Genomic DNA, 26,578 nt, shown 5'->3' with positions numbered 1-26,578 from the left:
CGCGGCCGCCGCGCCGGTGGTGGCCACACCGCTGCAGACGACCGTGCAGCCCGACGCCGCGTCGAACCCGATCACGAACGTGATCGGCACCTCGCCCAACCCGTCGCCGCTGATCGTGCCCGCCGCCGAGATTCCCGCCGTGCTCGATCTGCCGACCAAGACGCCTCCGCCGGTGCAGGTTCCGGACACCGGCGACCTCGACACCGGGGTCGTCACTCCCGGCACCACCGCGCCGAGCGTGCCGACCCTCACCCCGACGCTGCCGACCCCGGACCTGCCGACCCCGGCCACCGGCGTCCCGCTGCCGACCGACGATCCGACCTCCCCCGAACTGCCCACCACAGGTCCCGGCGTCGTGACGAAGTTGCCGGGTGCTCCGATCACCACGGCGCCCACCCCGGACGACGACGTCACCCTGCCCGGCGGCGGATCGCAGCCCTCGACCACTCCGTCGGTGTCGGTGCCCACGCCTTCGGCGACCGTGCCCAGCGTCGATGTGCCGACACCCGCACCCACCCCGGATGCGCCGAGCCAGACCGTGCCCGTGCCGACCGGGCAGCCCGCGCCCACGCAGACCATCCCCACTCAGACGGTGCCCACCGCGGGTGTGCCCGGTGGCGGGGCGACCCAGCCGACGGTGGACCTTCCCACGGCGCCGAGCGTGGCCGTGCCGACCGCCGCTGTCCCGGCCAACCCGCCGGTGCGTCTCGATCCGATCAGCGACGACGGGGCGCAGGCGTATCACTACTCGACGTACGCGGCGAGTGCGCAGCATGCGACACTGTCGAACGGCCTGGACTCGGGACTGTGGTCCGAGGACGCGGATCTGCACCCGTTGGGAACTTCCGGGCTCGACCCGGTGCTGTACTGATCCGGGGGCTCGCGGCAACGGGGAGCATGCCCATCGAACGATCCGAGCGCGACACGCAGGAGTAAGGAGGAGGCTTGTCTGCCGCAGCTGGGCTGGAGCCGGCGACGGTGAAACATCCCACCGCGATGGCACCGCTCATCCGGATGCTCGACGAACTGCGGGAGATGACCAGATCCGCGGGCCGAGACGACTTGGACGCGCGGTTGACCATGGTCCGCGCCAGGATCGGTGACTCCCGGGTGCGTCTCGTGGTCGTCGGCGAACCGAAGAACGGCATGAGCACCCTGGTCAACGGCCTGGTCGGCGCGCCGGTCAGCGCCACCGATGCCGAACTCAGCGCGCCGGTGATCGTCGAGTACGGCACCGCGCCGACCGCGACGGTGGTCAAGGCCGTCGGGCCGGGACGCAACGAGCGTCAGCCGGTCGATCCCGCGCACATGCGTTCGGCGCTGACCGTGCAGGGCGTGGTCCGTGCCGAACGGACCGAGCCGAGCGCGTTGCTGGCCGACGGCATCGTCCTGATGGACGCGCCGGGCAACGGCGACGAACGGGTGAAGTGGTCGATGATCGCCGCCGCCGACGCCGTGCTGTACGTGACCGAGGCCGCGGCGGAACTGTCCGCCGCGCAATTGGATTACCTGCAGCGCGTCCAGCAGTTCTGTCCGACGGTCGTGTGCGTGCTGAACAAGATCGACCTGTACCCGCACTGGACGCATGTGCAACAGCGGGACCGGGAACTGCTCGACGCCGCCGGGCTCGGATTCGCCGTGGCCCCGGTCTCGGCGCGGCTGCACCGCGAGGCGGGCGACATTCGCCGCGACATGGAATCCGGTGTGCCGCAACTGATCGACCACCTGCGCGACCAGGTGGTGGCACGGGCCGATGTGGTCGCCAGAGAAGCCGCCCTGCGCGACATCCAGCTGACCGCCGACAATCTCGCCGTCACGCTCTACACCGAGGCCGAGTCCTTGCGTGATCCGCGCAGGCGCGCCGAGATCACCCAGCAGCTGACCATCGCCCGCGAGGAAGCCGACCAGCTGCGGCAGCGCACCGCGAACTGGCAGATCGCGCTGGCCGACGGCGCCGGTGAACTCATGGCCGACATCGAGCACGATCTGCGCCACCGTCTGCGCAGGCTGGCCCGCGACGCCGAAGCCGAGATCGCCCAGACCGATCCGGCGCGCAACTGGAAGGAGTTCGGCGCCGATCTGGACTCGCGCATCTGCGAGGCCATCGAGGAGAACTTCGTCATGGCGCACTATCGCTCGGTGGAGTTGTGCGAGCAGGTGGCCTCGAAGTTCCCCGCGGGCAATCGGCCACCGCCGCTGCCGGACCTCCGCCTGAGCGATCCCGGTGAGGTGCTCGAACACGTCGCGCCGCTGGAGGAGCTCGACAGCGCGAATCCCGGTGTGACCCAACAGGTCCTGTCCGGCTTGCGCGGTTCTTACGGCGGCGTCCTGATGGTGGGTCTGGCGACCAGCCTGCTCGGAATGTCGCTGGTGAACTGGTATTCGGCGGGTGCGGGTGTGTTGCTCGGCGTCAACGCCATCTGGGACGATCGCAAGAATCGCAAGCTGCGCAGGCGCGCGGAAGCCAAGGTCGCGGTGGCGCGGCTGATGGACGACGTGATCTTCCAGGTCGGCAAGGAGTCGCGGAACCGGTTGCGCGCCATGCAGCGTTCGCTGCGCGACCACTTCACCGAGATCGCCGGCCAAGCGCTGCGCACCGTCGACGAGGCGCTGCGGGTCGCCGAGGACGCCTACGGCAAGTACGGCGATCGGCGCGAGGACCGGCTGGCCGAACTGAACTCCCAACTGGTCAAGCTGCGCGCCGTACGCGACCGCGCGACCGACATGGCGGCCTGACGCCGCTGCCGGTCAGTTCGCGTGGTGAGCAGGATGGAAGCCGCCCGCGTCGTGGTCGTTCTCGGCCCTGATCACATGGGTGACCGCGTTGATCAGGGCCAGGTGGGTGAACGCCTGCGGGAAGTTACCCAGGTGCCTGCCGCGGCGCGGGTCGATCTCTTCGGCGTAGAGCCGTAGCGGGCTGGCCAGGCCGAGCAGACGCTCGCACAGGTGCCTGGCCCGCTGTAGCTCGCCGATCTCCACCAGCGCCGAGACCAGCCAGAACGAGCAGATGGTGAACGAACCCTCGGTGCCGGTCAGGCCGTCGTCGGTGGTCGCGGTGCGGTAGCGCAGCACCAGACCGTTCTCGGTGAGCCGATCGGCGATGGCCAGCACGGTCGCGCGTACCCGAGGGTCGTCGGCGGGCAGGAACCGGGTCAGCGGCACCAGCAGCAGCGAGGCGTCGAGGGTGTCGCCGCCGTAGGTCTGGGTGAACACGCCCTCGTCGGTGACACCGTGGGTGAGGACATCGGCCTTGATCTCCTCGGCGATCTCCCGCCACTCCTCGGCCCGCTCCAGCTGACCGTGCATCGTCGCCAGTTTCGCACCGCGATCCAGAGCCACCCAGCACATCACCTTCGAGGAGGTGAAGTGCTGCGGTTCGCCGCGCACCTCCCAGATGCTGCGATCGGGCTCGCGCCAATGCGCGATCGCCGCGCCGACCTGTCGCTGCAGCAACGGCCACAGCGTCTCCGGCACTTGTTTACGGGACTTGACGTGCAGATACACCGCGTCCAGCATGGTGCCCCAGATGTCGTGCTGCTTCTGGTGGTAGGCGTCGTTGCCGACGCGCACCGGCCGCGCGTTGTCGTAGCCGCTCAGGTGCGTCAGTTCGCGCTCCACGATCGCGCGCTCGCCGCCGATGCCGTAGAGGACCTGCAACGGCACAGCGTCGCCGTCGGGACCGGTCGTGGCGTCGTTGAGGAAGGCGAAGAAGTCGTCGGCCTCCCGGTCCAGGCCGAGGGTGTACAGACCCCACAGGGCGAAACTCGCGTCCCTGACCCAGGTGTAGCGGTAGTCCCAGTTGCGTTGACCGCCGAGCTGTTCGGGCAGCGAGGTGCTGGCCGCGGCCAGCAGCGCGCCGGTCGGAGCGTAGGTGAGGCCCTTCAATGTCAGCGCGCTGCGCTGCAGGTAGCTGCGCCAGGGATGGTCGGGGAACTTGCCGAGGGTGATCCACTGCCGCCAGCTGTCGATGGTGCTCCGCATTTTCTCCGCGGCGTCGGCGAAGGTCGCGGGAGCGGGCAGTTCCGCCCAGGTCAGCGCGACGAACACCTCGTCGCCCTCGCGCAGCCGGGTGCGGGCGCGCGCCTGCCTGCCCTCGAGGCCGAGGCGCAGATCGGTGGTCAGCACGAGAGTGGGGTTCGCGCTCGGATCGTTGCGCGCCACCGCGGTGGCCTGCTCGTAGACCTTGCCGGTGTACTCCCAGGAGGCCGGGGCGAGGTGGTAATCGAAGGATGGCTCGCAGCTCATCTCGAGTTCGACGGTGCCGTTGACGCATTTCACCGTGCGCAACAGCATGTGCTCGGCGTCCCAGTCCATCGGCGTGCGGCGGTGGGTCCGGCTGCGCTGGTCGTTGTTGTGCCACGGACCGAGCACCAGCGCGTCGCGCACGATCAGCCAGCCGGTCTCGGTCTGCCAGGTGGTCTCCAGGATCATGCCGCCGGGCAGGTAGCGGCGCGCGGCGGGGACGGTGCGCCCGTACGGTCCGAGGCGGAAATGGCCCGCGCTGCGGTCGAGCAGCGCGCCGAACACGCTGGGGGAGTCCGGGCGCGGCAGGCACATCCATTCCACCGAGCCGTTGGCCGCGATCAGACAGTTGGTCTCGCAGTCGGACAGGAACGCGTACTCGTCGATCGGCGGGAACACGGCCGGGTGCGCGTCCATCGCGAACGCGCCGGGAAGCGGCAGGTCGGTGGGATCGATGTGCGACGCCATAACCCATCATCGGTGTCCGGCGCGCTTCCCGTCCACCGCCGGACGCGGAGTATCCGACGCAGGCAAGTAGGCTGGGCGGTGTGGAGCGCATCGCAGGCTGGTGGGACGGGTTCGAATTGTGGGTGGCGGGGTTGCCGTTCATCCCGCAGTTCTTCGTCGTCCTGGTCGGCATGGTGCCGGTGAGCTTCGCCATCGCCTACCTGCTCGACCGCGGCCTGCGCGCCGCGCTGCGGATACTCGGCCGGGACCGCGGCGCGGGCTCGACCGGATCGTCGGCCGCCGGTTTCGCGACCGTGGAACCCTCCGCCGAGGCGATGCGCCGCGAGCCCGCGGGTAGCGGGGCCCGCTGATGCCACGCTCACGGGTTCAGCTCGCCCTCGTCGCGCTCCTGGTACTGGTAGTGGTGGCCTGGTTCTTCACCCGCTGATTCTGCGCGCATGCCGGTGGGGGAGTAGATTCACTCGATTCGAACGAGGCCGCGCGCTCTGCTAGAGTCTGCGCGTGTCTTCGAACGCCGTACCGCAGGTCCGCCATGAATTGGCGTTGATCGCTGTCGGCAATCTCGCGGTCGCCGACATTCTCTGTCGCTGAAGCGTGTTCGGACACGTCTGCGCTCCCAGTCCGGTAGACCGGCGCGCACCCATGCAGGCGTGACCCGTGATCGCCGGCCGCCCGGCCGGTAGACGCGCCGCTGTCGTACCTCCTGTCGGCATGGTCTACCCGATTCTCAGCTTGTCTCCGCTCCGCCGCACCTGGCGTCGGGGTGGTCCGCACCGAAAGGGCACCAGAATGTCACGCAGAACCTGGCTCGCTCCGCGCCACCGCTTCGCCGCCGCCGCTCTCACCACCGCCGCCGCGGTCGTCCTGACGGCGTGCGGTGGCGGTGCCAGCGATTCCGTGGACGGTGGCGGCGCCGACGGTAGCGGCGGCAGCATCAATCTCTACGCCTACGCCGTCCCGAAGCCCGGGTTCGACAAGGTGATCCCCGAGTTCCAGAAGACCGAAGCGGGCGCGGGCGTCCAGATCCAGCAGTCCTACGGCGCGTCGGGCGACCAGTCGCGCAAGGTGAAGGACGGCGCGCAGGCCGACGTCGTCAACTTCTCCGTCGAGCCCGACGTCACTCGTCTGGTCGAGGCCGGTCTGGTCGACGAGAGTTGGAACGCGGGCGCGGACAAGGGCGTGCCGTTCGGCTCGGTGGTGGTGCTCGCGGTGCGCGAGGGCAACCCGAAGAACATCCAGACCTGGGACGATTTGCTGAAGCCCGGCATCGAGGTCGTCACGCCGAACCCGTTCAGTTCGGGCTCGGCCAAGTGGAACCTGCTGGCGCCCTATGCCGCGAAATCCGACGGCGGCAAGAATCCGCAGGCCGGTCTGGACTACCTGAGCCGGCTGATCTCGCCCGAGCATGTGAAGGTGCAGCCGAAGTCGGGCCGTGAGGCGACCGAGACCTTCTTGCAGGGCACCGGTGACGTGCTGCTCAGCTACGAGAACGAGGCGATCTTCGCCGAGCGCAACGGTGATCCGATCGAGCACATCGTGCCCGCCGACACTTTCCGGATCGACAATCCGGTGGCAGTGCTGAAGAACGCCCAGAATCCGGAGAAGGCCGTCGCCTTCCGTGACTTCCTGTTCACCCAGGAGGGCCAGAAGGCATGGGCCGAGGCGGGTTTCCGTCCGGTCGACCCGCAGGTCGCCGCCGATTTCGCCGCCGACTTCCCCACCCCGGCGAAGCTGTGGACCATCGACGACCTCGGTGGCTGGGACGCTGTGAACACCGAACTGTTCACCCCGGACACCGGTTCCATCGCGATCATCTACGAGAACGCGACCAGATAGCCAGGCGAGCTGGAGCACACGGAATACTGGAGCAACGTGACTGACAACAGTAGCGTCGCCGCCGGGGAGAAAACCGGCGGAGACCTAGCAGGGAACCAGCCACACTCCCGGCGCTCGCCGAAGGCGTGGCTGCAGGTCAGCGGCTCGGTCGGCCCGCTGGGAATCGCCACCGCGGTGCTGTGGCTGAGCATCATCGTGCTGTTGCCGCTCGCCGCGCTGACCGTCACCTCGTTCGAGGACGGATGGGCCGGGTTCTGGGACGCGGTCACCGCGCCCGCCGCCCTCGACTCGCTGCGGATCACCGTAAGCGTGTCGGTGGTGGTGGCGCTGATCAACGTCGTGATGGGCACTCTGATCGCCTGGGTGCTCGTCCGCGACGAGTTCCCCGGCAAGGGCGTGGTCAACGCGCTGATCGACCTGCCGTTCGCGCTGCCGACGATCGTGGCCAGCATCGTGCTGCTCTCGCTCTACGGCCCGCAGAGCCCGGTGAACATCCACCTGAACGCCACCCAGCCGGGTCTGGTGGTCGCGCTGGCGTTCGTGACGTTGCCCTTCGTGGTGCGTTCGGTGCAGCCGGTGCTGATCGAGGCCGACCGCGAGGTGGAGCAAGCGGCGCTGTCGCTCGGCGCGAGCAACTGGGTGACCTTCCGCCGGATCGTGCTGCCCGCGCTGACCCCGGCGATCATCAGCGGCGGCGGCTTGGCCTTCGCCCGCGCCATCGGCGAGTACGGCTCGGTGGTGCTGATCGGCGGCGCGATTCCGCGCGAGACCGAGGTGGCTTCGCAGTACATCCAGAAGCAGATCGAGATCGACCGGCCGATCAATGCCGCCGCGGTCTCGGTGGCCCTGCTGCTGATCGCCTTCGTGACACTGCTCGTGCTGCGCTTCCTGGCCGATCGCTCCGCGCGCAAGGAACAGGCGAGCCGATGAATCCGACACCCCTGACCCGCCTGTCGTTGCGTACGGTCGCATTGGGCTATCTGTTCGTGCTGCTGGTGCTGCCGCTGGTCATCATCCTGTGGCGCACCTTCGAGAACGGCATCGGCGCGTTCATCGACTCGATCACCACGCCCGCGGCCATCTCGGCATTCCAGCTCTCGCTGCTGATCGTGGCGATCGTGGTGCCGTTGAACGTCGTGTTCGGCGTGATCACCGCTCTCGCGCTGGTGCGCGGCCGGTTCCCCGGGCGCAATCTGGTGCAGGGCATCGTCGATCTGCCGTTCGCGGTGTCGCCGGTCGTCGTCGGTGTCGCCCTGATCCTGCTGTGGGGTGCGGGCGGCTGGCTCGGTGGACTGGAGAGCGTGGGACTGAAGGTCATCTTCAGCCTGCCCGGCATGGTCATCGCGACCATCTTCGTGACCTTGCCGTTCGTGGTGCGCGAGGTCGAACCCGTGTTGCACGAGATCGGCGACGACCAGGAGCAGGCGGCCGCGACGCTGGGCGCCTCGAAGTGGCAGACGTTCTGGCGGATCACGTTGCCCGCGATCCGCTGGGGCCTGACCTACGGCGTCGTGCTCACCGTCGCCCGTGCGCTCGGCGAATTCGGCGCGGTGATCATGGTGTCCTCGGCGCTGCCCGGCCAGTCGCTCACGCTGACACTGCTGGTGCACAGCCGCTACATCAACGACCACAACACCTTCGGTGCCTACAGCGCCGCCACCCTGCTGATGGGCATCGCCCTGGTGGTCCTGTTGCTGATGACCGTTCTCGAACGCAAGCGGGACGCCAAGTGACCACCCGCGCAGAAGGTAGAACCATGATCGCCCGTGCCGGAGGCAACCAATGATCACTCGTGCCGGAGGCAGTAAATGATCACCGTGACCAACGCCCGTAAGAACTACGGCAACTTCGCCGCGCTCGACGACGTCTCCATCGACATCCCCTCCGGCGAGCTGACCGCGCTGCTCGGCCCGTCCGGCTCCGGCAAGTCGACGTTGCTGCGCGCCATCGCCGGCCTCGAGTCGCTCGACGACGGCGTGGTCGTGATCGCGGGCAAGGACGTGACCCGGGTGGCGCCGCAGAAGCGCGATATCGGCTTCGTCTTCCAGCACTACGCCGCGTTCAAGCACATGACAGTGCGCGACAACGTCGCCTTCGGCCTGAAGATCCGCAAGCGGCCCAAGGCCGAGATCGCCGAGCGGGTCGACGAGTTGCTCGGCATCGTCGGCCTCGACGGCTTCCAGCACCGCTATCCGGCTCAGCTGTCCGGCGGCCAGCGTCAGCGCATGGCGCTGGCCCGCGCGCTGGCGGTCGACCCACAGGTGCTGCTGCTCGACGAGCCCTTCGGCGCGCTCGACGCCAAGGTCCGCGCGGACCTGCGCACCTGGCTGCGCAGGCTGCACGAAGAAGTGCACGTCACCACCGTGCTCGTCACCCACGACCAGGAGGAGGCGCTCGACGTCGCCGACCGGATCGCGGTGATGAACAAGGGCCGCATCGAGCAGATCGGCACCCCCGAGGACGTCTACGACCGGCCGGCCAACGAGTTCGTCATGTCCTTCCTCGGCGACGTCGCCAAGCTCAACGGCCACATGGTGCGCCCCCACGACATCCGCGTCGGCCGTGACCCCGGCATGGCGCTGGCCGCGCACGAGGGCACGGCGGAATCGGCGGGCGTCACCCGCGCCACCGTGGATCGCGTCGTTCACCTCGGTTTCCAGGTACGCGTCGAGATGCGCAACGCCGCGACCGGGGATCTGTTCTCCGCCCAGGTCACCCGCGGCGACGCCGAGGCACTGCGGCTGAGCGAGGGCGAGACCGTCTACGCGCGGGCCACCCGGATTCCGGCGCTGCCCGGTGGCCTGGTTCCGGTCGAGATCTCCTCCGTTGCGTCCGCCGACGCCGCCGAGCCCGCTGTGAAGGCCGAGACGGCCGCGACCGCTGAGACGGCTGAGTCCGCTGAGACGGCTGAGACGGCTGAGACAGCCGCGACCGCTGAGACAGCCGCGACCGCTGAGACCGAGACCTTCGAGACAGCCGAGACCGTCGAGACAGCCGAGACGGCCGAGACGGCCGGGGCCGCACCGAAGGACGTGGCCGCCGGGAACGAATCCGGCGCGCGGACAACCGGATAGGCCGGACTCGCGCGACCAGCGCTCAGCGTGCGGTGAACCCACCGTCGATCGCGAGCGCCGCGCCGGTGACGAAACTCGCCTCGCGACTGAGCAGATACGCGCAGAACGAGGCGATCTCGTCCGGCGCGGCGATCCGGCCGATCGGGTGCAGCGCGGTGACGGCCGCCTCGCCCTCGGGCGTGGCGCCCATGGACGCACGGAACGCCGGAGTGTCCACCGCGCCGGACACCAGCGCGTTGACCCGTACGCCCCGGTCGGCGGCCTCCAGAGCGACAGCCCTGGTCAGTCCGACCACCCCGTGCTTGGCGGCTACATACGGCGCCACCGAGCCCATGCCGACCACCCCGAGGTTCGAGGCGTTGTTGAGGATCGCGCCGCCGCCCGACGCGGCGAGCGCGGGCACCTGGTGGCGCAGGCCGTAGAACACGGCCGTGAGGTTGAGTTCCAGATCCGCGCGCCAGCCCGCCTCGTCGATCTCCTCCACCGGTCCGAACGAGCGCAGCGCTCCCGCGTTGTTGAACGCGACGTCCAGGCGTCCGTACTCGACGACGGCAGCCTCGGTCAGCCGGGCCACGTCGCCCTCCACCGTGACGTCGGTCGGGACGAACAGCGCTCGGCCGCCCGCTGCGCGGATTTCCTCGGCCACCTGCTCACCGGCATCTTTGCCGCGCGATCCGAGGACCACCGCGGCGCCTTCGGCGGCCAGTCGCAGCGCCACCGCCCTGCCCACACCCGAACTCGCACCCGTGATCACCGCGACCTGCTCCGTGAAACGTGCCGACATCCCTGTCCACTTCCCTTCCGGTTCCCGATCTTTCGTCTCGGCGGTCGTTGCCGCCGTAGTCAGTCAAGCGATCGAGCGCGGGGAGTGCTGGCGGCATTCGGACGCGGTACTTGATGTGTCATCAATCGTGCGGTGACGACCCTCCGGGCGGGAACCCGACGGCGAGATAAATGAGACTGCGAGTTCTGGGTATCCACGGAAAGCCGCCCTTCCGGGGTTGTCGGACGATCTTGTGTATCGCTTGTTTGTGCTGGTAGAGGTCATTTTGCCGACTGTCCGGAGGGGTGGGGTTGACCTACCCGCCAGTAACTGTAACTATTGGAAACAGTTAATCGGCACCCGAGGAGAGGCAGTGACGACGATGTCGAAAGCCGCGACGACCGATATCGACCCCGATCTCGCGAAGGCACAGGAGTATGCGGCCAAGCTGCTACTGCTGTCCGAGGGTTCGGTGAACCGGCACTTCGACCCCTTCGAGGACATCGACTGGGACAACCCCGATTTCGCCGCCACCGCGGGCGAACACCGCTGGGTACTGCCGGTGTCGGCCGATCCGCTCGGCCGCCATCCCTGGTACGAGGCGCTGCCGGAGGCCAGGAAGATCGAGATCGGCAAGTACCGCCAGGCCAATATCGCCAAAGTGGGCCTGCAGTTCGAGTCGATCCTCATCAGTGGCATGGTCACGCACAACTTCGGCCTGCCCAACGGCTCGCCGGAGTTCCGCTACTGCTCTCACGAGATGATCGAGGAGCACAACCACACGCTGATGTTCCAGGAGATGGTCAATCGCATCGGCATCGACGTGCCGGGGATGGGCCCGCTGGTCGGCAAGTTCAAGTACCTGGCAGCGCCGGTCGCCGCGCTCGCGCCGAACCTGTTCTTCATGGCCGTGCTCGCCGGCGAGGAGCCGATCGACCACATCCAGAAGCAGATCCTGCGCTCCGGCGACGAGGTCCACCCGATCATGCTCGGCGTGATGTCCATCCACGTCGCAGAGGAAGCCAGGCACATCTCCTTCGCGCACGAGTTCCTGGAGAACCACGTCCCCGAGACCGGCCGAGTCAACAAGTTCGTGCTCTCGCTGGCCATGCCGACCATCATGTTCATCCTCGGTCGCTCCATCGCGACCCCGCCGAGGTCGTTCTTCCGTGAGTTCGACATCCCGGAGAACGTGCGCAAGGAACTGTTCTACGGCTCGAAGGAAGCCAGGCAGACCTTCAGCGACTACTTCGTCGACGTGCGCGCGCTGGCCGAGAAGTTGGGCCTGATGAACCCGATCGCCAAGCGGGTGTGGAAGCTCTTGGGCATCGACGGCCCGGCCAGCCGCTACCGGTCCGAGCCGTTGCGCCTGGCCAAGGCCGGCTGAGCGGCGGTCCGGTCGAATGCCCTACGTCGTCACCCAATCCTGTTGCAGTGACGCCTCGTGCGTCTACGCCTGCCCGGTCAACTGCATCCATCCCACCCCCGACGAGCCGGACTTCGCCACCGCGGAGATGCTCTACGTCGACCCGAAAGCGTGTGTGGACTGCGGCGCCTGCGCCACGGCCTGCCCGGTCGATGCCATCACCTCGGTGAAGAAGCTGACCGGCGAACAACTTCCGTTCGTCGAGATCAATGCCGCGTTCTACCGCCAGGAGCGGCCCCGTCCGCTGCTGGCGCGTCCGGTGCCCGCCCCCGAGATCGACACCGAGCGGGGTCCCTTGCGGGTGGCGATCGTGGGCTCGGGTCCGTCGGCCATGTACGCCGCCGACGAACTGCTCACCCAACCGGACGTCTCGGTCACCGTCTTCGATCGGCTGACGGTGCCCTACGGGCTGGCGCGCTTCGGCGTCGCCCCCGATCATGCCAGGACCCGTCAGGTGAGCAGGCTCTTCGACGTGATGTCCGCACAGCCCGGCTTCGGCTCGTATCTCGATGTCCAGGTCGGCGAGCACATCGCGCACCAGGAGTTGCTCGACCACTTCCATGCGGTGATCTACGCGGTCGGCGCGTCCTCGGATCGCAAGCTCGGGATTCCGGGGGAGGGGCTGCCGGGCAATGTCTCGGCCACCGACATCGTCGCCTGGTACAACGGTCATCCCGACCACGCGGGCGACCTCGTCGACCTGACGCACCGCCGTGCGGTGATCGTCGGCAACGGCAATGTCGCCCTGGATGTGGCCCGCGTGCTGACCAGCGATCCGAACAGGCTGGCGGGCACCGATATCGCGCCCTACGCGCTGTCGGCCCTGGAGGAGAGCAAGATCGAGGAAGTCGTGGTGCTCGGCAGGCGCGGTCCCGCCGAATCCGCCTTCACCGTGCCCGAATTCGTCGGTCTGCTCGGCGCCGATGTCGACATCGTGGTCGAGGGCGAACTGCCCGAGATCGTCCCCGGTCTGCCGTTCGAGACCGAGCAGAAGCTGCGCCTGCTGCACCAGGTCGCGGACCGTCCGGTCGGCGAGCGCAAGCGGATCGTGTTCCGCTACCTGTGCGCGCCCGCGCGGGTGCTCGGCACCGACCGCGTGACCGGCCTCGAGATCGCCCGCACCGCACTGAGTACGGACGCCGAAGGACGCGTGGTCGCGACGCCCACCGGCGATACCGAGCAGATCGATGCCGGACTCGTCCTGACTTCCGTCGGCTACCGAGGGGTGCCGACGCCGGGACTGCCGTTCGACGAGCGCGCGGGGGTCGTGCCGAACCGGGAAGGTCGTGTCCTCGACGGCGAGACGGCCCTGCCCGGGACGTATGTGACCGGTTGGATCAAGCGCGGGCCGACCGGCTTCATCGGCACCAACAAGTCCTGCGCGCAGCAGACGGTGCAGCGATTGGCCGAGGATTTCAACGCGGGTCTGCTGCCCGAACCCCGCTACAGCGCCGACGAATTCGACCGGCTGGTGCGTACGCGCAGGCCGAGTGCGCGGGCCGGAGGCGCGGCCGTGCGTAGCGCAGGCGATTCCGGGCCGCTGCGGCGGTGGCTGTCCAAGCTCTGAACCGCTCTGCGGTCGCGGGGCCGGTCGTCGACGATCTCCGCATGACACGAACGAGCGGACGAGTGCCCCTCGTCCGCTCGTTCGTGTTCGAACCCTGAGGTCCTGCACGGCCTCCGTCCCGGCTCGTGCGGCCACAGCCTCGACCCCGGCTCGTGCGGCCACAGCCTCGACCCCGGCTCGTGCGGCCACAGCCTCGACCCCGGCTCGTGCGGCCACAGCCTCGACCCCGGCTCGTGCGGCCACAGCCTCGACCCCGGCTCGTGCGGCCACAGCCTCGACCCCGGCTCGTGCGGCCACAGCCTCGACCCCGGCTCGTGCGGCCGCGGCGTCTCCGTGCACCGCCCCGGTCGAATTCTCCCCGCGGATGGCGCGTTCGTCCGCGCCGACCGGCCGTAGCCCTGGCTCGTCGCCCGCGAGCCGTCCGGCCGGATGCGGGTGGAAGCGCGGTGGCGAATTGTCGGCAATGAGTACTCGGACTGCAATATTGCGTATGCCGGATCTTCGCCCGGCCCTCCATATCGGCGACTCGGAGTGGACCTCCCCCGGTTGTCCGGGAGATCGCTGCGGAGTAGCGGAAGTTTGTCGAACGCAGCGTGATTCCGGTGTCGAGGGCGCTTGATGCCGAGCGTCGTCGGATTGTCCTGCGGGTTTGTCTTCGATGTATCCGGATGCGCGAGAATTGATGTGGTTACGCCATCACCACCGCATCCGATCGGTTAGCCTGTTCTTGCTGTTTGGAAGACGACCGCGGCCACATGGTTCGACTGTGTGCTGGACGTGGTCTCGGTGCGTTGACGGGATGGCGAATGTCTTTGTGCGTGGGTTTGAGCATCGGCGCGGTGAACTCTGTGACCGCTTCGGTGGGCCCTTCTCGTTCTCGACCGTCGGTGCGTACCCGGCGCACGGCACTCACTCTCGACGACTACGGCGCCGCCAGGGTCGGCAACCTGCCCCGGTTCGATTCCGCCGTCACGGATTTCGCCGACCTGGCTCGAGATCCGGAACCGTTCGTCCTCGGCGGTCGCCTCTACACCGCGCCCGGCCTCGTCGCCACCGTCGTGCGGGAGTTGCTCGACACCGGCGAACCGATCGCGGGCTCGGTGGTGACCTATCCGGCGGTGTATTCCGACAAGCAGGTCGCGCTGCTGCGCCAGGCTCTCGATCTGGGCGGGATGCGCGCAGTGATCATGGTGCCCGAGGCGGTCGCCGCCGCGGAATGGCTCGAATACGAACACGGTCCGCTCGAACCGGGATTCGCACTGGTCTACGACCTGGGCGGCGCCAGCCTCGATGTCACCGTCGTCCGGGTCGGCCCGGACTGGTCCGACCATCCGATCGTCGGAAACCCGCGCCGCTGCTACGACTTCGGCGGTCGTCCGCTCGGCGCGACCATCGCCCGCTACTCGCGGGGCACCCAGCCCGGCGCGATCCCGCTGTCCGCCCTCGTCGATATCGACAGCCTGCGCGCCGACCACATCCGGGACTCCTTCGACGTGGTTCGGTCCTGCCTGAACTCCACCGGCCGCAGCCTCTCCGACATCGGCCGGATTCTGCTGGTCGGTGCGGCGTCACGCCCGCCGGAGGTCGCCGCCACCCTCGCCGAACTCGGCAGGCCGATCGTCACCTCCGCAGATCCGGGCCAGATCATCGCCACCGGGGCGGCCTATTTCGCGGCTCGCTCGTTCGCCTCCGCCGACGACGTGCCGCGCCCCACGCGCGGTGCGGTGTTCTCCGGCGCGGCGGTGGCTTCCGCTCTGGCGGTCTCCGCCGCGACCGTGCTCGGCGGCAACACCGACCCCGTGCTCGAACCGATGCTCCAGCGATACCCCGATCTGGCCCAACCGCTCGACGTGCGGACTCACGCCTACATCGACACCGCCTACAGCGCGCACTCCGACGGCGATGTCCGCTACGGCATCCCCATCGGCCTCACCGAACCGATCCCGGGCCTCACCCGGAACCCGGACGGTCGCTTCGTCCCCACGAGCCGCCGGCCCATGGGGCCGACCATCGCCGAATCCCGCCGCGATTCCCATCCTGATCGGCGCACGCCGCTCCTCGAGAGCGAATCGGACCCCGCGCGCTTCCCCCGTCTGCTGCCCTTCGGCTGGATCTCCGATACGGGCTGGGGTGGCCCGGCCGCACCGGCTCCGGCTCCGGGAAATGGTGCGCCTCCGGCGGAACCGGAACAGCCCGGCGAGCCGCCGAGCGAGCCGTCCGTCGGCGATCCGGCCGCGCCCGGCGCGGGGCAGCCCCCGTCCGGCGACGACGGCGCAGTAGACGCCCCCGCTCCCGAGCCGGGTGGCGACGGCACGACCGGGCCAGGCGCCGGACAGGGATCTCCCGGTGACGACGCAGCCGGCGGTGCTGGTGGGGGAGCAGCGGGCTCCAACGGCGCCGGCTCCGGCGGCGCGGCTCCCGGAAGTGTGGGCGACGCAGGGCCGAGCGGCGCCGGCTCCGGCGGAGCGGCGTCCGATGGAGGTCATTCCTCCGGTGGGCTTTCACCGGGCGACGGTGGTCTTTCGGGCGGTGACGGCTCCTCCGGTGGTGACGGCGATTCGGGCGGCGGATTCGGCGGTGGCGGACCGTCCTCGGGCGGTGGAAACCCCGGAGGCAGTGGGGACGCCGGAGGCAGTGGCAACTCCGGTGGTGGCAACTCCGGTGGTGGTGGCAATTCCAGTGGTGGCAATCCCGGCGGCGCGGGCGTCGGCGGCCCGGGTGGCGCGGACAGCTCGTCGAGCGGCGGGTCCGGGAAGGGCGGGTCAGGGAAGGGTGGCTCCGGGAACTCCTCCACCGGTGGAGGAGGTGGCGGCGGCAAGGGCGGAAGCGCGACGGTCGGCGGCGGGTCCGGCAAAGGCGGGTCGGGTCACGGCGGCTCCGGTGGGTCCGGCGGCGGCAAGGGCGGCGCCGGTTCCCGCGCCGGCGGTGGCGGCGTTGGCGGGGGTGGGGGCGGCGGCTCCCGTTGACGAGCACCCGCCGCTCAACCCCGTACTCACATCGGGACTGTAGTCGGCGGGCTTCTCGTCGGCCTCGGACTGCCCGGCGATGAGCATCCCGGCAGGCCGGGGAATCCTGGGCTCGATGCCGGGGTGTCCTGGGCTCAGTGCGTGGCCGGTGTGGACTGGATGAGGGTGGACAGGGCGCGGATCATCTCGGTGGCGACGACGGCGTGGCCGCTGCTGGCGAAATGGATGAGGTCGGCGCTCATGAGGTCGGGGCGCAACCGCAGCGGATGCCTCCAGAAGTCCACCAGGAGTGCGTCGTAGGTCGAGGCGACATCGCCGATGATCGCGTTGAGCGCGGCCATTCGATCACGCATGGGGGCCATGGCCGCCATGCGTTCGGTCTCCCAGACATCGGCGACGGTGAATGTGCACAACTGGGCACCGGTCGCGGCGAGCGCCGCGAACAGAGTGTCGAGGTTCGCGCGCAGTCCGTCGACGTCGGGTTCGGCGACGAACAGGTCGTTGCCACCGCAGATGATGTGCACCAGGTCCGGCTCGAATTCCATGACGGGGGCGAGCTGTTCGGCGCGAACCTCAGCCGTGGTCGCGCCCTTGCGGCCGGTATTCAGGTACCGCATACCGGGATTCGCGCCGCGTAGCGCGGTCGCGACGCGGTCCGCCCATCCGGTCGGCGCGTAACCGGGGCTCGGGTCGCCGATGCCCAGGGCGATGGAGTCACCGACCACCGCGTAGCGCTGCCAGGACGCACCCCGCAACAGCTCCTGTGCCGTGCCGGGGGAGAGCAGCATCGGATCGGAGAGCTCGGTCGGCGGTGCGGGGGTGATCGGCGCCGGAGCGTCGAAGGAATCGGTTCGGAAGGAATCGGTTCGGAAGGAATCGGTTCGGAAGGAGTCGCCGGACGTGGAGCGGCCGCGGGGAAAGTGATTGTCGTTCACGGGGTCTCCGATCGGGAAGGAATGGCGGACAGGCAGGCGGCGAGTACGGCGATCACCGCGCAGAACGCGAAATGGGTGTGCAGTCCGGCGAGCGCGTCGCCGGGATGGGCGGCCAGCACGGCGGCCATCACCGCGACGCCGAGCGCGCCGCCGACCTGGCGGGAGGTGAGGTTCATCGCGATGCCGACGGCGAACTGTTCGGGCGGCAGCGAATTGGCGGCCGTCGTGCCGAGCACGGTCAATACCAGCCCGATACCGCCGCCGCCGAGGACCCCGGCGGGAATCCACGCCGACCACAGCGCAGGGTCGGGACCGAACGCGCCGGTGCTCATCCACCATGCCGAGGCGGCGAACATCGACGCGCCGAGCACACCCACCCAGCGTCGCGGACCGCTCCCCGTGATCCGCCCGGCGATGCCGGCGGTCACCATGGACGCGACCGCCCCCACGGTGAGCGCCGCCGCCGAACCGATGACCGAATAGCCCCACACGGCGTCCAGGAACAGCGGCCCGGCCAGCAACCAGGAGTACATGGCGGCGGCGAAGACGAAAGAGGCCGCGTTGGCCAGCGCGTAGGGTCTGCTGCGCCAGAGCTCCACCGCCAGCGCCGAACGCGCGGAGCCGTCGGCGTTCTGCCGTGCTGAGCGAGCCACGGCCGCCGCCAGGAGAACAGCGCCGAGTCCGAGCGCGAGCAGCGTGGCGGGGGAGTTCCAGCCCCACCGCTGTCCCTCGGTGACACCGGCGACGAGCCCGCCCAGCCCGAGCGCGATCGCGACGGTGCCCACGGGGTCGGGCAGGGCCCCGTCCGTTCGTCCGGTCTCGGGGATCGCCATGCGCAGCGCGGGCACGACGAGCAGCACCGTGATCGGCACGTTGATCACGAAAATCGAGCGCCAGCCGAAGGTCTCGACCAGCGCGCCGCCGAGCGCGGGTCCCACCACCGCCGCGAACCCGCCTGCCGCCGACCAGGCGCCGATGGCCGCGGCGATCCGCTCGCGCGGGGTGACCGCGAGGACCAGTCCCAGTGCGGCGGGCAGCATCAGCGCGGCGGTGGCGCCCTGGAGCAGTCGTCCGGCGATGAGCGTCCCCGCGTTCGGCGCGAGGCTGCACAGCAGGGAGGTCAGCGCGAATCCGGCGAGTGCGGCCAGGAACAGCTTGCGCCTGCCGAGCGCGTCGGCGAGACGGCCTGCCGGGGTGAGCAGTGCCGCGAACGTGACGGCATAACCGCTGACGACCCAGGTCAGGGTGGTCGTGGGAGTGGACGGGTAGTCGCGGGCGAGGGAAGGGAAGGCGATGTTGACGACCGAGAGGTCCAGGAAGGCGATGAACGCCGCACCGCAGGCCAGCAGCAGGGTGCGGCGGGCGAGGTTCGGCGGTGGCGAACTGTCCGTTCGCTCGGAAACCAGGGACATGGGAATCCTTGTGGCGGGGAGACGTAGCGGAGGATGTGTCGAGAAACAAAAAGTACGATCGTTCGTTCATCAACATACGACCGATCGTTCGTATGCACAAGCCTCAGGTGGAAGAATGGACCGCATGACCGAACCGACCACCGATCAACGCCTGGTCAAGGGCGCGCGCTCGCGTGCGGCGATCGCGCGGCACGCCGCCGACGTCGCTTCGGTCGACGGGCTCGATGGGCTGAGCATCGGCAAACTCGCCGCCGACCTCGGCATCAGCAAGAGCGGCATCGCGACCCTGTTCGGGTCCAAGGAGGCGTTGCAGCTGGCGGCGGTTCGCGCGGCCAGGGAAGTCTTCGTCACGACGATCATCGAGCCGGGTATGCGCGAGCCGCGCGGCATCACCCGGGTCCGCGCGCTGGTCGGCCGCTGGCTCGACTACGTCACCGAGCCGGTGTTCCCCGGCGGCTGTTTCCGCGCCGCCACCCTCGCCGAGTTCGACAGCAGGCAGGGCCCGGTCCGCGACGCCCTGGCCGCGGATCACGCCGAATGGCTCGCGCTGCTGGACAAACAGATCCGATACGCGGCCGACGCGGGGGAGCTGCCCGGTCGCGACGCGGAAACGCTCGCCTTCGAGATCGCCGCCGTCGTCACCGCGGCCAACACCGCCCGCCAACTCGGCGACGACGCGGGTGTGTCGACCGCGCGCACGATCATCTCCCGCCTGCTCGGCGATCCTGCGTCCTGACATGCGGCGTCCCTGGTTGAATGGTCCGAATGACGCTGTGTCGTAGAGGGCATTCGGTGGGGTCGGTCGTGCTGGCGGGTGTCGTGGCGGCGGGTCTCGCCGCGGCTGGTCCGGCCGGAGCGGAGATCTTTCCGCCGATGTGCGCGCAGGGCTGGACCACGAGCGTGGTCGCCGCGGGCGCGGGCAACCTGGAGAATCTGGATTCCGACGGCGCGGGCGGCTTCTACGTCACCGGCATCGCCGATGGCTATCTCGGCCACATCGACGCCGAGGGCAACCTCGAGAAGCTGGTCACCGGCCTGGACAAACCGGCCGGAGTGCGCGTCGTCGGCCCGTACGTCTACTTCTTGACCGGGGACGGGACGAACACGTTGCCCGGGACCCTGCAGCGCTACGAGATCGCCACCGGCGAGGTGACTGTCCTGCTCACCGATCTGAACGGCCCGAACGGACTACTCCTGCTGCCCGACGGCGACCTGCTGTTCACGGCGATCGGCATCAACCGCCCGCCGACGGGGATCTCCCGGTACCGGCCGTCCACCGGCGAATACATCGAGACCTGGTCCGAGGTGATGTTCTCCAACGGCATGGCGCTGGCGCCCGACGGCCGTTCGATCTACGTCTCCGATCTCGCCATGCGGGTCCAGCGCGTCTTCTTGGACGCTCCCCGAGCGCCCTCGATGGTCATCGGCGTGCCCGACCTCTTCGCGTTGCCCGACGACATGGAGGCCACCCGCGACGATCAGTTGTTCCTCGCCGATCACGTGGTCGGCGCGGTGTATCGGGTGAATCCGTCGACCCGGTCGGCCTGCGCGATCGCGACGGGCTTCGTGCAGCAGCCCGATATGCGCACTCCGGCGGACGGCGCGACCTCGGTGCGCATCGCCCGTGATGGGGACTCCTGGGCTCTGTTCGTCACGAGCATGGACGGCACCCTGCGCCGTCTGCGGCCACCGGCCGATGTCGATCTGACACCGGCGGACGCCCGTCGGCGGTAGCGCGCCACTACTACCGGGCACGGCACCGATGGAGCCCGCACCGTACGGACGCGGGTGTGCGGCGTTCGGCGAATCCGGGGTGCGGTGCGATGGAGCGCCGACCGTGTGAACGCAGTGGGTGCACCGCCCGACTACGGGGTACGGCGGCAACGGTGCGATGGGTTCGGCGCGGCTGCAGCGACCGGACCGCTCGGGTGCCGTGGGACGGTGATCACGCGCCGCTGCCCAACGACGCGACGCATGACCCGATCACTCGGTCGGCGTGCCGGATTCGGGGGTGGCGTGGGCCGTTCAGCGCCTCACGCGGACAGCGCGCGCGTTTCGCCGCAGGCGGCGTCGTAACGATCCCACACCAGGTCGACGAGTGCCGGATGCGAGCCGAGCGCCGCGGTGTGCGTGAGATCCGGTGTCGCCGCGGCGATCCGGTCGGTCAGCAGGCCGGGGGCGAGGAAGTAGTGCGCGACGACGACCCGGTCGATGCCACGGGCGGACAACCGGTCCCTGGCCGCCGAGACCCGGGGTTCGGTTGTCGCGAAGCCGATTTCGGTGGCCCAGCCGGTGTGCTCGGCGAGTGCCCTGGCGACCAGCCGCGTCCTGGCGTTGGCTGCGGGCGAGGAAGCCCCGACGGCGGCGACCACCACGCCGAGCCGCCGGTGCGGGTTCCGCTCATGCGGTGCGAACGAAGGGGGCTCTGGTGCGCAAGCGGCTCGCACACGATCGGCGAGGGCGTGCACAAGCCTCGGGTCGGGACCGAGCACGTCGGCTTGGTCGACCCGCAGCAGCGGATGACGGCGCCGGGCGGCGGCGAGCAGCCCGGGCAGGTCGACCCGCGCGTGAAAGGCGTTGCCCAGCAACAACGGAACCACGACGGCGTGGGTGTGACCCGCGCTCGCGACCGCGTCGACCACCTGGTCCACCGAGGGCGCGCTCAGATCGAGGAACGCCGGGCGCACCGTGACGCCCGGCCTGGCCTCGGCCACCGCGGCGGCCACCGCCGCCACGGTGGCCGCCGACCTGGGGTCGCGGCTGCCGTGGCCGACGGTGATCAGCGCGGCGTCGAGCGGCGCGGACCCGGCCACGTCAGACTCCGGCGCCGACTTCGACGGCGGTCAGCACGTCACCGACCAGACCGGCGGCGAGGGTGTTGCCGCCCGCGGGATCGATGAGCAGGAAGCTGCCCGTGTGCCGGTTGATCCGGTAGTCGTCGGCGGCGATCGGCTCGGCGACCCGTACCGCGATGCGGCCGATGTCGTTGAGCTCGAGCGCATCCGGGTTCGGGTCCGCGGCCAGGCGCTGCTCGTCGAAGCGTTCGATGAGCGCGCCGACGATGGCCTGGGTGGTGCGGGTGCCGTGCTTGAGCAGCAGTCGCGCGCCGGGACGCAGCGGCTTGTCGCCCAGCCAGCAGACGGTCGCGTCGAAGGAGTCCAGCGGCTCCGGCGCGTCGCCCGCCGCGGCGATGATGTCGCCACGGGAGATGTCGACCTCGTCGGCCAGGATCAGCGTGACGCTACGGCCCACCTGCGCGACCGCGAGCTCCCCGTCCGGGGTGTCGATGCGCTCGACGATGGTCCGCACGCCCGAGGGCAACACCACGACCTCGTCGCCGGGCGCGACCGAACCGGCCGCGATCTGCCCGGCGTAGCCGCGGTAGTCCGGGTATTCGGCGGTGCGCGGACGGATCACGTACTGGACCGGGAACCGCAGTCCGATCGAGTGCGCACCGGTGCTGTCGGCGTCCACCGGCACCGACTCCAGGTGCTCGATCAGCGAAGGACCGTCGTAGTACGGGGTGTTGTCCGAGCGACTGGCGACATTGTCGCCGTGCAGCGCGGAGACCGGGATCTCCAGCACGTCCTCCGGCGACCAGCCCAGCCGGGTGGTCAGCTCGTTGAACTCCGCGGAGATCTCGGCGAACACGGTTGCCGGGTCGTCCACCAGGTCGATCTTGTTCACCGCGAGCACCAGGCGGGGCACGCCGAGCAGCGCCAGCACCGCGGCGTGGCGGCGGGTCTGCTCGATGACGCCCTTCCGCGCGTCGACCAGCAGGATCACCAGCTGCGCGGTGGACGCGCCGGAGACGGTATTGCGCGTGTACTGCACGTGGCCGGGGGTGTCGGCCAGCACGAAAGAGCGCTTGGGCGTGGCGAAGTAGCGGTATGCCACGTCGATCGTGATGCCCTGCTCGCGTTCGGCGCGCAGCCCGTCGACCAGCAGCGACAGGTCCGGCGTCGACAGGCCCTTGTCGACCGAGGCGCGGGTGACCGCGTCGATCTGGTCGGCCAGCACCGACTTGGTGTCGAACAGCAGCCTGCCCACCAGGGTGGACTTGCCGTCGTCGACGGAACCGGCGGTGGCCAGGCGCAACAGCTGGGCCGGCGGTTCGGTACGCACGTCCTGCTCCGCGTTCAGCTGCGCGGTGGTGATCTGCTGAGCAGACATCAGAAGTAGCCCTCTCGCTTACGGTCTTCCATCGCGGCCTCCGAGACCCGGTCGTCGCCGCGGGTGGCGCCCCGCTCGGTCAGCCGGGACGCGGCGACCTCGGCGAGGATCGCTTCGTTGGTGGCGGCTTCGGACAGGATGGCGCCGGTGGTCGAGCCGTCGCCGACGGTGCGGTAACGCACCGAACGGGTCTCGAGCGTCTCGCCCTCACGCGGGCCGCCCCACCCGCCGGGCGTCATCCACATGCCGTCGCGCTGGTAGACCGGGCGCTGGTGGGCGTAGTAGATGCTCGCCAGGTCGACGTCCTCGCGGGCGATGTAGCGCCAGATGTCGAGCTCGGTCCAGTTGCTCAGCGGGAACACCCGCACGTGTTCGCCGGGGGCGTGACGGCCGTTGTACAGGTTCCACAGCTCGGGCCGCTGGCGCTTGGGATCCCATTGCCCGAAGGCGTTGCGCAGCGAGAAGATCCGCTCCTTGGCGCGCGAACGCTCCTCGTCGCGGCGACCGCCGCCGAAGACCGCGTCGAAACGGTTCTCCGAGATGGCGTCCAGCAGCGGCACGGTCTGCAGCGGGTTGCGGATGCCGTCGGGGCGTTCGGTGAGACGGCCGTCGGCCAGGTAGTCCTCGACCGAGGCGACATGCAGGCGCAGGCCGTACTTCTCGACGACCTTGTCACGGAACTCCAGCACCTCGGGCAGGTTGTGCCCGGTGTCCACGTGCAGCAGCGCGAACGGCAACGGCGCGGGCCAGAAGGCCTTGAGGGCCACATGCAGCAGCACCGTGGAGTCCTTGCCGCCGGAGAACAGGATCACCGGTCGCTCGAATTCGCCCGCCACCTCGCGGAAGATGTGGATGGCCTCGGATTCGAGCGCGGCGAGGGTGTCGAATTCACTGATGCCCAGGGAACGTTCGGCGCCTCGCGTGGCGAGGGATTCGGTCTCGTTGGTGATGGTGTCGTTCATGACTGATGCAACCCGCATTCGGTCTTGGCGAGGCCGGCCCAGCGGCCGCTTCGCGGATCGGAACCCGGCTCCGGCTTCCGTGTGCACGGCGCGCAGCCGATGGACGGATAACCCTCCTCCACCAGGGGATTGACGAGGATGCCGTGCTCGGCGATGTAGGTGTCCATGTCCTCGTCGGACCACGGTGCGATCGGATTGATCTTCACCAGGCCGAAAGCTTCGTCGAAGGAGATGAGCGGGGCGTTGGCGCGCGTCGGCGCCTCCACCCGGCGGATGCCGGTCACCCAGGCGTTGTAGCCCGCCAGCGACTGCGTCAGCGGCACCACCTTGCGCAGCCGGCAGCACTCGTTGGCGTCGCGGGCGAACAGGTCCTTGCCCAGCAGGGCGTCCTGCTCGTCCACCGAGTGCTCGGCGCGGGCGTTGATGACGTTCACCCCGTACACGGCCTCGACCGCGTCGCGGGTGCCGATGGTCTCGGCGAAGTGATAGCCGGTGTCCAGGAACAACACGTCGACCCCGGCACGCACCTGGGCGGCCAGGTGGACCAGCACGCCGTCCTGCATGTTCGAGGCGACGATGTAGCCCGCGCCGAAGGTTTCGTCGGTCCAGCGGAGCAGGTCCGCGGGCGAGGCATCAGGACCGAGTTCGGCGGCGCCGCGCTCGGCCAGCGCCCGCAGCTCGTCCTCGGCCAGCTTGTCGACGACTCTGGTTGTCACAGTTGATCTCCCGTCACCATGTGCTCGGCATCCCCGCGCGTCAACGCAGGTCCGCTTCCTCGGCGCGGACGGCCCACTGCGCGAAACGCTCGCCGCCGTCCCGGTTCTTGACGAAATTGCGCACCACGCGCTCGATGTAGTCGCCGAGCTCGGCGCTGGTCACCTTGTGCTGGCGCAGCTTGCGGCCGAAACCGCTGTCCAGGCCGAGGCTGCCGCCCAGGTGTACCTGGAAGCCCTCCACCTGATTGCCGGCGCCGTCGTCGACCAGCTGACCCTTGAATCCGATGTCGGCGATCTGCGAACGGCCGCACGAGTTCGGGCAGCCGTTGATGTTCACCGTGATCGGCACGTCCAGCTCGGCGTTGATGTCGGCCAGCCGCTGTTCGAGTTCCGGCGCCAGTGCCTGCGAGCGCTTGCGGGTCTCGACGAAGGACAGCTTGCAGAACTCGATCCCGCTGCAGGCCAGCAGATTGCGCCGCCACACCGACGGACGCGCTTGCAGGCCGAGCGGTTCCAGCTCGCTGATCAGCTGCTCGACCTTGTCGTCGGCGACGTCGAGCACGATCAGCTTCTGGTAGGGGGTGAAGCGGATGCGATCGGAACCGGCGCGCTCGGCGGCGTCGGCCACCTGCGTCAGGATGGTGCCCGAGACGCGGCCGGCGATGGGGGAGAAGCCGATGGCGTTGAGGCCGTTGCGCAGCCGCTGAACGCCGACGTGGTCGATCGGCTCGGCGGGCTGCTCGGGCGCGGGGCCGTCGATCAGCTTGCGGCCGAGGTACTTCTCCTCGAGCACCTCGCGGAACTTCTCCACGCCCCAGTCCTTGACCAGGAACTTCAGGCGGGCCTTGGTGCGCAGGCGGCGGTAGCCGTAATCGCGGAACAGCGCCACCACGCCCTCCCACACGTCGGGCACTTCGTCCAGCGGCACCCACGCGCCGAGGCGCTGGGCCAGCATCGGATTGGTGGACAGGCCGCCGCCGACCCACAGATCCAGGCCGGGGCCGTGCTCGGGATGCACCACGCCGACGAAGGCGACGTCGTTGATCTCGTGCACCACATCCTGCTGGCCGGAGATGGCGGTCTTGAACTTGCGCGGCAGATTCGAGTAGCGCTTGTCGCCGATGTAGCGGCGGACGATCTCCTCGATCGCGGGGGTGGGATCGAGGACTTCGTCGAGCGATTCGCCCGCCAGCGGGGAGCCCAGGATCACGCGCGGGCAGTCGCCGCACGCCTCGGTGGTGTGCAGGCCGACCTCTTCGAGGCGACGCCAGATCTCCGGCACGTTCTCGATCTCGATCCAGTGGTACTGGACGTTCTCGCGGTCGGACAGGTCGGCGGTGTCGCGGCCGAACTCGGTGGAGATCCCGGCGACGGTGCGCAGTTGCGCGACGTTCAGCGCGCCGCCGTCGCAGCGCACCCGCATCATGAAGTACCTGGCCTCGAGCAGATCGACGTTCTCGTCGCCGGTGAAGGTGCCGTCGTAGCCCTGTTCACGCTGGGTGTAGAGACCCCACCAGCGGAACCGGCCGCGCAGGTCGGCTTTGTCGATGCTGTCGAAACCGTTCTTCGAGTAGATGTTCTCGATCCGGGCGCGGACGTTGAGCGGGTTGTCGTCCTTCTTGCTCTGCTCGTTGGGATTGAGCGGTTCGCGGTAGCCGAGCGCCCACTGACCCTCGGACCGGCGGCGCGCCGGCTTACCGGTACGCGCCCGGGCGGGCTTGGGCTGCACGGCCTCGGACTGAACGGCGTCGGTGCTCGACGTCATGGGGTCGCTCCTGCTGGGGTGGGGGGAACATCCGTGTTCAGGGCGCGAGGGACTGACCCACGCCCGCGGTTGTCAGCGGAGGGGTGCGCTCGGACGAATTGTTCGAGACCCGGAATGGACGCTTCGCTGATCTACCTGTTCGACGGACAGGGCAGACAGCCGGCGCTGCAGACGCGCTTGTAATCGACGTGGCGACGTGCCACAAGTCGTACTCCCGATGCGCGCATGGGGACCATTGTGCCATGTAAAACGGGCCGTTCGAACCCTTCGACC

At 69.4% G+C, this 26,578-nt stretch carries 21 protein-coding genes and 2 pseudogenes; 13 read left to right on the top strand and 10 right to left on the bottom strand.

Going from position 1 to position 26,578, the window contains the following annotated elements:
* A pseudogene (locus NS3_RS29600) lies at positions 1-871 on the top strand (hypothetical protein); the annotation flags it as partial.
* 74 nt (positions 872-945) lie between these two features.
* A complete protein-coding gene (locus NS3_RS24840; RefSeq protein WP_067864342.1) occupies positions 946-2,736 on the top strand; it encodes a dynamin family protein in 1,791 nt (596 codons plus the stop codon).
* A gap of 12 nt (positions 2,737-2,748) precedes the next feature.
* Here NS3_RS24840 and NS3_RS24835 read toward each other — a convergent pair whose 3' ends face one another.
* Positions 2,749-4,710: a glycoside hydrolase family 15 protein gene (locus tag NS3_RS24835; protein WP_067864339.1), complete on the bottom strand. Its 1,962-nt coding sequence runs from the start codon at positions 4,708-4,710 to the stop codon at positions 2,749-2,751.
* An 80-nt stretch (positions 4,711-4,790) separates the two neighbouring features.
* Between NS3_RS24835 and NS3_RS24830 the strand changes: the two genes are divergently transcribed.
* From NS3_RS24830 to NS3_RS24810, 6 genes and pseudogenes are all read left to right on the top strand, one after another.
* The gene (locus NS3_RS24830; RefSeq protein WP_067864335.1) at positions 4,791-5,060 is read left to right on the top strand and encodes a hypothetical protein; all 270 of its coding nucleotides are present in this window, start codon (positions 4,791-4,793) and stop codon (positions 5,058-5,060) included.
* Positions 5,061-5,211: 151 nt separating this feature from the next.
* A complete protein-coding gene (locus NS3_RS30640; protein ID WP_324188356.1) occupies positions 5,212-5,301 on the top strand; it encodes an Ms4533A family Cys-rich leader peptide in 90 nt (29 codons plus the stop codon).
* A gap of 198 nt (positions 5,302-5,499) precedes the next feature.
* Entirely contained in the window at positions 5,500-6,546 is a 1,047-nt protein-coding gene (locus NS3_RS24825) for a sulfate ABC transporter substrate-binding protein (protein WP_067864332.1), read from the top strand.
* Positions 6,547-6,675: 129 nt separating this feature from the next.
* Positions 6,676-7,476 carry a sulfate ABC transporter permease subunit CysT gene (cysT, locus tag NS3_RS24820; RefSeq protein WP_157101520.1) on the top strand — a complete coding sequence of 267 codons (801 nt, stop codon included), beginning with the start codon at positions 6,676-6,678 and terminating at the stop codon, positions 7,474-7,476.
* Entirely contained in the window at positions 7,473-8,279 is an 807-nt protein-coding gene (cysW, locus tag NS3_RS24815; RefSeq protein ID WP_067864329.1) for a sulfate ABC transporter permease subunit CysW, read from the top strand. Before cysT ends, cysW begins: the two co-directional genes overlap by 4 nt.
* 75 nt (positions 8,280-8,354) lie before the next feature.
* Positions 8,355-9,341 (top strand): annotated as a pseudogene (locus NS3_RS24810) (sulfate/molybdate ABC transporter ATP-binding protein); the annotation flags it as partial.
* 301 nt (positions 9,342-9,642) lie between these two features.
* Here NS3_RS24810 and NS3_RS24805 read toward each other — a convergent pair.
* A complete protein-coding gene (locus NS3_RS24805; protein WP_067864326.1) occupies positions 9,643-10,404 on the bottom strand; it encodes an SDR family NAD(P)-dependent oxidoreductase in 762 nt (253 codons plus the stop codon).
* Between the two features lie 361 nt (positions 10,405-10,765).
* Between NS3_RS24805 and NS3_RS24800 the strand changes: the two genes are divergently transcribed.
* The 3 genes from NS3_RS24800 (at position 10,766) to NS3_RS29595 (ending at position 16,342) form a co-directional block, all read left to right on the top strand.
* The gene (locus NS3_RS24800) at positions 10,766-11,770 is read left to right on the top strand and encodes an AurF N-oxygenase family protein (protein WP_084495896.1); all 1,005 of its coding nucleotides are present in this window, start codon (positions 10,766-10,768) and stop codon (positions 11,768-11,770) included.
* A 16-nt stretch (positions 11,771-11,786) separates the two neighbouring features.
* Complete coding sequence (locus NS3_RS24795) at positions 11,787-13,376, top strand: FAD-dependent oxidoreductase (protein WP_067864321.1); 1,590 nt, start codon at positions 11,787-11,789, stop codon at positions 13,374-13,376.
* Between the two features lie 887 nt (positions 13,377-14,263).
* On the top strand, positions 14,264-16,342 hold the full coding sequence (locus NS3_RS29595; RefSeq protein WP_067864318.1) for an Hsp70 family protein: 2,079 nt from the start codon (positions 14,264-14,266) through the stop codon (positions 16,340-16,342).
* Positions 16,343-16,476: 134 nt separating this feature from the next.
* On the opposite strand, the gene NS3_RS24785 is transcribed toward NS3_RS29595, so the two are convergent.
* Both NS3_RS24785 and NS3_RS24780 read right to left on the bottom strand, forming a co-directional pair.
* Positions 16,477-17,277: an SGNH/GDSL hydrolase family protein gene (locus NS3_RS24785; protein WP_245649796.1), complete on the bottom strand. Its 801-nt coding sequence runs from the start codon at positions 17,275-17,277 to the stop codon at positions 16,477-16,479.
* Positions 17,274-18,689 carry an MFS transporter gene (locus NS3_RS24780; protein WP_067864314.1) on the bottom strand — a complete coding sequence of 472 codons (1,416 nt, stop codon included), beginning with the start codon at positions 18,687-18,689 and terminating at the stop codon, positions 17,274-17,276. Before NS3_RS24780 ends, NS3_RS24785 begins: the two co-directional genes overlap by 4 nt.
* A 115-nt stretch (positions 18,690-18,804) precedes the next feature.
* On the opposite strand from NS3_RS24780, the gene NS3_RS24775 reads away from it, so the two are divergent.
* Both NS3_RS24775 and NS3_RS24770 read left to right on the top strand, forming a co-directional pair.
* Positions 18,805-19,425, top strand: a complete 621-nt coding sequence (locus NS3_RS24775; protein WP_084495895.1) for a TetR/AcrR family transcriptional regulator — start codon at positions 18,805-18,807, stop codon at positions 19,423-19,425.
* Positions 19,426-19,481: 56 nt separating this feature from the next.
* A complete protein-coding gene (locus NS3_RS24770) occupies positions 19,482-20,423 on the top strand; it encodes an NHL repeat-containing protein (RefSeq protein WP_245649795.1) in 942 nt (313 codons plus the stop codon).
* A gap of 299 nt (positions 20,424-20,722) precedes the next feature.
* Here NS3_RS24770 and NS3_RS24765 read toward each other — a convergent pair whose 3' ends face one another.
* The 6 genes from NS3_RS24765 to NS3_RS30635 form a co-directional block, all read right to left on the bottom strand.
* A complete protein-coding gene (locus NS3_RS24765; protein WP_067864311.1) occupies positions 20,723-21,502 on the bottom strand; it encodes a sirohydrochlorin chelatase in 780 nt (259 codons plus the stop codon).
* 1 nt (position 21,503) lies between these two features.
* Positions 21,504-22,862 (bottom strand): sulfate adenylyltransferase subunit 1, encoded by a 1,359-nt coding sequence (locus NS3_RS24760; RefSeq protein ID WP_245649794.1) that lies wholly within the window; start codon positions 22,860-22,862, stop codon positions 21,504-21,506.
* The gene (gene cysD / locus NS3_RS24755) at positions 22,862-23,842 is read right to left on the bottom strand and encodes a sulfate adenylyltransferase subunit CysD (protein WP_245649793.1); all 981 of its coding nucleotides are present in this window, start codon (positions 23,840-23,842) and stop codon (positions 22,862-22,864) included. The genes NS3_RS24760 and cysD overlap by 1 nt, the downstream gene beginning before the upstream one ends.
* Positions 23,821-24,540 carry a phosphoadenylyl-sulfate reductase gene (locus tag NS3_RS24750; protein WP_067864308.1) on the bottom strand — a complete coding sequence of 240 codons (720 nt, stop codon included), beginning with the start codon at positions 24,538-24,540 and terminating at the stop codon, positions 23,821-23,823. Before NS3_RS24750 ends, cysD begins: the two co-directional genes overlap by 22 nt.
* Before the next feature lie 40 nt (positions 24,541-24,580).
* Complete coding sequence (locus tag NS3_RS24745; RefSeq protein WP_067864305.1) at positions 24,581-26,305, bottom strand: nitrite/sulfite reductase; 1,725 nt, start codon at positions 26,303-26,305, stop codon at positions 24,581-24,583.
* A 131-nt stretch (positions 26,306-26,436) separates the two neighbouring features.
* Positions 26,437-26,532 (bottom strand): Ms4527A family Cys-rich leader peptide, encoded by a 96-nt coding sequence (locus NS3_RS30635; protein WP_373865340.1) that lies wholly within the window; start codon positions 26,530-26,532, stop codon positions 26,437-26,439.
* Between the last annotated feature and the right edge of the window lie 46 nt (positions 26,533-26,578).

The organism is Nocardia shimofusensis NBRC 100134, from assembly GCF_001613125.1.
Classification (GTDB): domain Bacteria; phylum Actinomycetota; class Actinomycetes; order Mycobacteriales; family Mycobacteriaceae; genus Nocardia; species Nocardia shimofusensis.
This window is presented reverse-complemented; position numbering and strand designations above follow the sequence as displayed.

Excerpts from the sequence above, each read along its gene's own strand:
- NS3_RS24745 (WP_067864305.1), bottom strand. The coding sequence starts at position 26,305 with ATGACGTCGAGCACCGACGCCGTTCAGTCCGAGGCCGTGCAGCCCAAG.
- NS3_RS24760 (WP_245649794.1), bottom strand. The coding sequence starts at position 22,862 with ATGTCTGCTCAGCAGATCACCACCGCGCAGCTGAACGCGGAGCAGGAC.
- NS3_RS24775 (WP_084495895.1), top strand. The coding sequence starts at position 18,805 with ATGGACCGCATGACCGAACCGACCACCGATCAACGCCTGGTCAAGGGC.
- NS3_RS24780 (WP_067864314.1), bottom strand. The coding sequence starts at position 18,689 with ATGTCCCTGGTTTCCGAGCGAACGGACAGTTCGCCACCGCCGAACCTC.
- NS3_RS30635 (WP_373865340.1), bottom strand. The coding sequence starts at position 26,532 with ATGCGCGCATCGGGAGTACGACTTGTGGCACGTCGCCACGTCGATTAC.
- NS3_RS24795 (WP_067864321.1), top strand. The coding sequence starts at position 11,787 with ATGCCCTACGTCGTCACCCAATCCTGTTGCAGTGACGCCTCGTGCGTC.
- NS3_RS24835 (WP_067864339.1), bottom strand. The coding sequence starts at position 4,710 with ATGGCGTCGCACATCGATCCCACCGACCTGCCGCTTCCCGGCGCGTTC.
- NS3_RS24800 (WP_084495896.1), top strand. The coding sequence starts at position 10,766 with ATGTCGAAAGCCGCGACGACCGATATCGACCCCGATCTCGCGAAGGCA.
- NS3_RS24825 (WP_067864332.1), top strand. The coding sequence starts at position 5,500 with ATGTCACGCAGAACCTGGCTCGCTCCGCGCCACCGCTTCGCCGCCGCC.
- cysW (WP_067864329.1), top strand. The coding sequence starts at position 7,473 with ATGAATCCGACACCCCTGACCCGCCTGTCGTTGCGTACGGTCGCATTG.
- NS3_RS24805 (WP_067864326.1), bottom strand. The coding sequence starts at position 10,404 with ATGTCGGCACGTTTCACGGAGCAGGTCGCGGTGATCACGGGTGCGAGT.
- cysD (WP_245649793.1), bottom strand. The coding sequence starts at position 23,842 with ATGCGGGTTGCATCAGTCATGAACGACACCATCACCAACGAGACCGAA.